A 6,255-nucleotide genomic window follows, 5' to 3' on the forward strand; every position below is an offset into this window, starting at 1 on the left:
CCTCCGGGGAGTTGGTTGAATACTTGACCACTTCAACACCTCAGGCGGGGATCTATTCCGGATCCGGCAAACTTCTCTAGCGGAAGGCGGACTCCCCGGTCAGCGCCTGCCCGATCACGAGCTGGTGGACCTCGGCCGTGCCCTCGTAGGTGAGGACCGACTCGAGGTTGTTGGCGTGACGCAGCAGGGGGTAGTCCAAGGTGATGCCGTTCGCACCAAGCAGGGTTCGACACTCGCGTGCGATCTTCAGCGCCTCCCTCGTGTTGTTGAGCTTCCCGACGCTGATCGCCTCCGCGGGCAGCCGGCCACCGTCCTTCAGCCGGCCGAGGTGCAGTGCGAGCAGCACCCCCTTGTTCAGCTCCACCGCCATGTCCGCGAGCTTCGCCTGGGTCAGCTGGTAGCCGCTGAGCGGCCGCCCGAAGACCTGCCGCTCACGGGTGTAGGCCAGGGTCGCCTCGACGCAGTCGCGGGCCGCTCCCATCGCCCCGAACACGATCCCGAAGCGAGCCTCGCTCAGGCAGGAGAGCGGCCCGGCCAGACCGCGGGCCGCGGGGAGCATCGCGTCGGCCGGCAGCCGCACGCCGTCCAGCACGAGTTCGGAGGTGACCGACGCCCGCAGCGACAGCTTCTGGGTGATCTCGGGCGCGGAGAACCCCGGGGTGTCGGTTGGGACGACGAAGCCGCGGATGCCCTCGTCGGTCCGGGCCCAGACCACGGCTACGTCGGCGACCGAGCCGTTGGTGATCCACATCTTGGTGCCGTCGAGCACCCAGTCACTCTGCTCGTCGCCCGGCGCGTCCCGACGGGCTCGGGTCCGCATCCCACCGGGATCGGACCCGAAGTCCGGCTCGGTCAGGCCGAAACAGCCGATCAGTTCTCCACTGGCCAGGCCGGGCAGCCACCGGTCCTTCTGCTCGTCCGAGCCGTGCTTCCAGATCGCGAACATCGCCAGCGACCCCTGGACCGATACCACCGAGCGCAGGCCGCTGTCGCCGGCCTCGAGCTCCAGGCAGGCCAGCCCGTAGGCCGTGGCGCTGGTGCCGGCGCACCCGTAACCGGTCAGGTGCATCCCCAGCAACCCCAGCTTGCCGAACTCACGGGTGAGCTCGCGGACCGGTGTGTCACCCCGCTCGTACCACCCGGCGATCTCGGGTCGCAGCCGCTCGTCCACCAGGGTGCGCACGGTGTCACGGATGGCGCGCTCCTCCTCGCCGACGAGGGAGTCGAGGTCGAGCAGCGCGAGCGGGGCCAGCGGTCGGGAGTCGGTCATCACCCCATCCAACCCGGCTGCGTGGCAGGACGCACGCGTGTAGGTGGTCCGGCGGTGGGTACGAGGTCTCGATCGAAGGAGTTGAGCATTCATGACGCACGACCAGCAACGGGTCTCCGACGACACCCGGTACGCCCACGACGAGGACGAGCACATCGGCCATGAGAGCCGGGACGACGTCGTCGCTCGTGAGCGGGAGCACCACGGCGGGATCAAGATCGGCGCCGCCTTCTTCGGCTGGCTGGCCGCCACGGGCATGGCGGTGCTGCTGAGCGCGATCGTGGCCGCCACCGGCGTGCTCAGCGGAGAGGCGACCGGCAACGACTCGCCGTCCGAGGTCGCCGACGCGTTCGGCCTCCAGCTCGACGAGCTCGGGGTCATCGGTGTCATCGCCGCGCTCGCGATCTGGTTCGTCGCCTACTTCTCCGGCGGCTACGTCGCCGGGCGGATGGCGCGTTTCGACGGGATCAAGCAGGGCGTCGCTGTCTGGCTGTGGGCGGTGCTCGTGGCCGTCCTGGTCGCGGTGCTGGCTGCCGTCGCCGGCGACGACTACACCGTCAACGACGGCCTGCCCAACGTCGAGGGCGAGGCCACCACGACCGTCATCGTGAGCGTCGCAGTCGTCGCCCTCCTCAGTCTGGTCGGCGCGATGCTCGGCGGTCTCGCGGGGATGCGTTTCCACCGCCGCGTCGACCGCACCGGACTCGGGCGCTGACCTCTGGCGGGCTCGGCACTCCCGCCCTAGATTGAGGAGCGGTCGCACTCGGGCGGCCGCTTCTCGGGAGGATCGCCATGTCCGCACTCCGTCGGCTCCCCGGCCTGCTGGCCGCCGCCTCACTCGCTCTCACCGCCGCCCTGCTGGCCGTGCCGCCGGTCAGTGCGGGGGCGCCGTCCTACGTCGCCCTCGGGGACTCGTACAGCTCCGGGACCGGCACCCGCAGCTACCTCCCCGACGGGACTTCGTGCCAGCGCTCGACGTACGCCTATCCGAGCCTGATCGCCGCCTCCCGTGGCTACGCCCTGAACTTCCGGGCGTGCTCCGGCGCGAGCATCCCGGACGTCACGAGCACCCAGCTGAGCGCGCTCTCGGCGAGCACGTCATACGTGACGATTTCGATCGGCGGCAACGATGCCGGCTTCGCCGAGGTGCTGACCGACTGCGCGCTGCCCTGGTGGGCCGCGGACTGCGACGGCTCGATCGACGACGCACAGGCGTTCATCAACAACCAGCTCCCGGGGCAGCTCTCGACGCTGTACGCCGCGATCCGGACCCGCGCACCCTCGGCAACGGTCGTGGTGGTCGGCTACCCGCGGATCTTCATGGGCGTGGACTGCAATGCCGGCACCTGGTTCACCGCCCACGAGATGACCCGGCTCAACCAGACCGCGGACCTGCTGAACTCCCGGACCGCGACTGCGGCCGCCGCCCGCGGATTCACCTTCGCCAACCCGACCGGTCGCTTCGTCGGGCACGCGGTCTGCAGCAGCAGCGAGTGGATCAACGGCCTCTCGTGGCCGATCAGCGAGAGCTTCCACCCGAACCGGCCCGGCCACGCCTCCGGCTACACGCCGACCGTCAGCCCGGTGCTCACCGGCGCCACCGTCACGGTCACGCGGTCGACGCTTCGCGCCGCTCGGGAGCACGCGGACGCGCTCGCCGCCGAGCAGCGTCAGTACGCCGCGCAGGACGCCTCGATCGAGCCGCAGGAGCTCATGGCCCCGGACATCACCGCTCCGGGCATGCGACGTCTGGCCCGCCAGCACGGCGTGAACTACGACCGCTGGCTGGCGCGGCAGTCACGTTGACTCGTGCCCCATGCGCGTCGAGTCGTGGCATCGGCCGGGTGGTAGAAGGGTCCGGTGCGTCTCGCTGCCTCGGTCCTCGCCCTGCTCCTCCCGCTCCCGCTCCTCGTGGCGTGCTCGGGGTCGGACCCGGACGCGTCTGAGGCCGACCCCGAGCCGGTCGCGCAAGCGCTCGCCGACGGCCTGGCGGCCGGTGACCTCTCCGGGGTAGCGCTGGCCGACCCGACCGAGGTCGAGAAGCAGTACGCCGAGATCGTCGAGGGCATGGGCGACCGCTCGCCCCGGGTCGAGCTGGTCGACGTGGTCGAGGATGAGGCGGCTGCGACCGCCACCCTCGGGTGGAGCTGGTCGATCACCGAGCAGGACTGGACCTACTCGACGACCGCGCCGCTGAGCCGGGTCGGTGGCGACTGGGTCGTCGAGTGGGAGACATCCATCGTCGAGCCGTCGCTGCGGCGTGGCGGGTCGCTGGAGCTGACCGGGGTCACGGCCGCCCGCGGCGAGATCCTCGGCGCCGGTGGCCAGGCGATCGTCACCGACCGGCCCGTGACCCGGTTCGGGATCGACAAGTCCGCGGTCTCGACGAAGCGTGCCGTGACGTCGGCCCGCGAGCTGGCGCGGCTGCTGGATCTCGACGTGGCGGCGTACGTGGACCGCGTGAGGGCGTCGGGCGACGAGGCGTTCGTGGAGGCGATCGTCCTCCGGCGAGACGACATCCCGGTCGAGGTCGGCTCGGGCTACCAACGGATCAAGGGTGCGCTGGCGGTGCAGGACACGCTGCCGCTCGCGCCGACCCGGGACTTTGCGGCGGCGATCCTCGGCACGGTCGGAGAGCCGACTGCCGAGATGATCGAGGAGGACCCCGATCGCTACGAGGTGGGGCAGCAGGTCGGGCTCTCCGGCCTGCAGCACCGGTACGACGAGCAGCTGGTCGGGACACCGGGCGCCGTCGTCACGAAGGTGGCGTCCGACGGCAAGGAGACCGAGCTGTTCCGCGAGGAGGCGACGCCGGGCCAGCCGCTGCAGCTCACCCTCGACCCCCGGCTCCAGACGGTCGCCGAGCGGCTGCTGGACCCGGTAGGTCCGGCGAGCGCTCTCGTGGCGATCAAGCCGTCGACCGGCGCGATCCTGGTCGCCGCCAACGGCCCGGGGACCGACGGCTACAACATGGCGACGTTCGGCCAGTTCGCCCCGGGCTCGACGTTCAAGTCGGTCAGCGCGCTGGCGCTGCTGCGATCCGGCCTCACGCCGGCTGCCGCGGTCGACTGCCCGGCCTCGATCGTCGTGGACGGCAAGCGGTTCGAGAACTACGACGACTACCCCGCGGGCGGGCTCGGGAGGATCCCCTTCCGCACCGCGCTCGCGAACTCCTGCAACACCGCCTTCATCGGAGAGCACGGTCGGCTCGGCCGCCGTACGCTCGTGGAGGCCGCGGCCTCCCTCGGGATGGGGGTCGACCACGACCTCGGCTTCCCGGCCTACTTCGGCTCCGTGGTCCCACCGAGGTCGGAGACCGAGGCGGCCGCGAACATGATCGGCCAAGGCACCATCCTCGCCTCACCCATGACGATGGCCACCGTCGCGGCGTCGGTGCAGGCCGGGCGGACCGTGCTGCCGTCGCTGGTCCGCTCCCACGAGGTCGAGCAGGCGTCCGTCCCCGAGCTCGGTACCACCGAGGCCGAGCAGCTCCGCGGCATGCTGCGCGGCGTCGTGACCTCCGGCAGCGGCTCCCTGCTGGCCGACGTCCCCGGCCCGCCGGTGATCGCCAAGACCGGCACGGCCGAGTACGTGCCCGAGGGCGGCGGCGCGCTGCGCACCCACGCCTGGATGATCGCCGCCCAGGGCGACCTCGCCGTTGCCGTCTTCGTCCAGGACGGTGCCTCCGGCTCCCAGACCGCCGGCCCGATCCTCGAGTCCTTCCTCCGAGCCCGTTGAGCCACGCACCCCAGCCCGTTGAGTGGCGGACGTGCGGCCGTTGAGTCGCAGACGTGCGGCACGTGATTGGCGGGCTTGCGGCGTACGGGAACGGGGGCATGCCGCACACGCGCCAGTGGATTGCCGCAGCCGCGCGACTCGACGGCCGCAGCCGCGCGAATGGACTGCCGCGGGCGCGCGACTCAACGGTCGCGGGGGGTGACGGTGCGGGCGACGTCCTCGGGCATCGGCTCGTAGTGGGCGAAGGAGCGGGTGAAGGTGCCGGCACCGTGGGTGGAGGAGCGCAGGTCGATGGCGTAGCGGACCAGCTCGGTCTGGGGAACCTCCGCCTTCACGACGGTCCGGTCCTCGCCGACCTTGTCGGTGCCGAGCACCCGGGCCCGGCGGGAGGACAGGTCGCTCATCACGCCGCCGATGTGCTCGTCGGGCACGAGTACGGCGACCTCGTCGAAGGGCTCGAGCATCGTCACCGTGGTGGAGGTCGCCGCCTCGCGCAGCGCGAGCGCACCGGCGGCCTGGAACGCCATGTCGGAGGAGTCGACGCTGTGCGCCTTGCCGTCGGTGAGCGTCACCCGGATGTCGACGACCGGGTAGCCGTTGCGCACCCCGCGCTCCATCTGGGAGCGGACCCCCTTCTCCACGCTGGGGATGAACTGCCGCGGTACGGCGCCGCCGACCACCTTGTCGACGAACTCGAACCCCGACCCCTCCGGCAGCGGCTCGACCGTGATCTGGCAGACGGCGTACTGGCCGTGCCCACCCGACTGCTTCACGTGGCGGCCCTGCGCAGTCGCCGGGCCGGCGAACGTCTCCCGCAGCGAGACGACGAACGGCACCGTGTCGACGTGGACGCCGTACCGCTCCTCGAGCCGCTCGAGGGTGACGTCCGCGTGGGCCTCGCCCAGGCACCACAGCACCAGCTGGTGGGTTTCGGCGTTGTTCTCCACACGCAGCGACGGGTCCTCGGCGGCGACCCGGCCCAACGCCTGCGAGAGCTTGTCCTCGTCCGACTTCGTGCGCGCCACGATCGCGACCGGCAGCAGCGGCTCGGGCAGGCTCCACGGCCGGAGGACGACCGGGTGGTCGGTGCCCGACAGCGTGTCACCCGTCTCCGCCCGGCTCAGCCGGCCGATGGCGGCGACGTCGCCGGCCACGACCTGCGAGGCGGGCACCAGATGCTTGCCGAACGCGTGGGACAGGGCACCGATCCGCTCGTCCTCGTCGTGGTCGGGGTGACCCGACTCCTC

At 71.5% G+C, this 6,255-nt stretch carries 4 protein-coding genes and 1 pseudogene; 3 read left to right on the forward strand and 2 right to left on the reverse strand.

Features of this window, described 5'->3' with window-relative positions:
• Positions 1 to 76 precede the first annotated feature (76 nt).
• The gene (locus tag VFZ39_RS09990) at positions 77 to 1,270 is read right to left on the reverse strand and encodes an acyl-CoA dehydrogenase family protein (RefSeq protein ID WP_330865600.1); all 1,194 of its coding nucleotides are present in this window, start codon (positions 1,268 to 1,270) and stop codon (positions 77 to 79) included.
• Between the two features lie 91 nt (positions 1,271 to 1,361).
• Here VFZ39_RS09990 and VFZ39_RS09995 point away from each other — a divergent pair, with 91 nt between their 5' ends.
• The 3 genes from VFZ39_RS09995 (at position 1,362) to VFZ39_RS10005 (ending at position 5,008) form a co-directional block, all read left to right on the forward strand.
• Positions 1,362 to 1,985 carry a hypothetical protein gene (locus VFZ39_RS09995; RefSeq protein ID WP_330865601.1) on the forward strand — a complete coding sequence of 208 codons (624 nt, stop codon included), beginning with the start codon at positions 1,362 to 1,364 and terminating at the stop codon, positions 1,983 to 1,985.
• Positions 1,986 to 2,062: 77 nt separating this feature from the next.
• Positions 2,063 to 3,076: an SGNH/GDSL hydrolase family protein gene (locus tag VFZ39_RS10000; RefSeq protein ID WP_330865602.1), complete on the forward strand. Its 1,014-nt coding sequence runs from the start codon at positions 2,063 to 2,065 to the stop codon at positions 3,074 to 3,076.
• Positions 3,077 to 3,130: 54 nt separating this feature from the next.
• Positions 3,131 to 5,008 carry a penicillin-binding transpeptidase domain-containing protein gene (locus VFZ39_RS10005; protein ID WP_330865603.1) on the forward strand — a complete coding sequence of 626 codons (1,878 nt, stop codon included), beginning with the start codon at positions 3,131 to 3,133 and terminating at the stop codon, positions 5,006 to 5,008.
• Positions 5,009 to 5,190: 182 nt separating this feature from the next.
• On the opposite strand, the pseudogene VFZ39_RS10010 reads toward VFZ39_RS10005, so the two are convergent.
• Positions 5,191 to 6,255, reverse strand: a pseudogene (locus tag VFZ39_RS10010) (elongation factor G-like protein EF-G2); the annotation flags it as partial.

The sequence above is a fragment of the Nocardioides sp. genome, from assembly GCF_036374615.1.
In the GTDB taxonomy this organism is placed as follows: domain Bacteria; phylum Actinomycetota; class Actinomycetes; order Propionibacteriales; family Nocardioidaceae; genus Nocardioides.

Bases quoted from the DNA above. Each gene is read 5' to 3' on its own strand.
- VFZ39_RS09990 (WP_330865600.1), bottom strand. From the start codon at position 1,270: ATGACCGACTCCCGACCGCTGGCCCCGCTCGCGCTGCTCGACCTCGAC.
- VFZ39_RS09995 (WP_330865601.1), top strand. From the start codon at position 1,362: ATGACGCACGACCAGCAACGGGTCTCCGACGACACCCGGTACGCCCAC.
- VFZ39_RS10000 (WP_330865602.1), top strand. From the start codon at position 2,063: ATGTCCGCACTCCGTCGGCTCCCCGGCCTGCTGGCCGCCGCCTCACTC.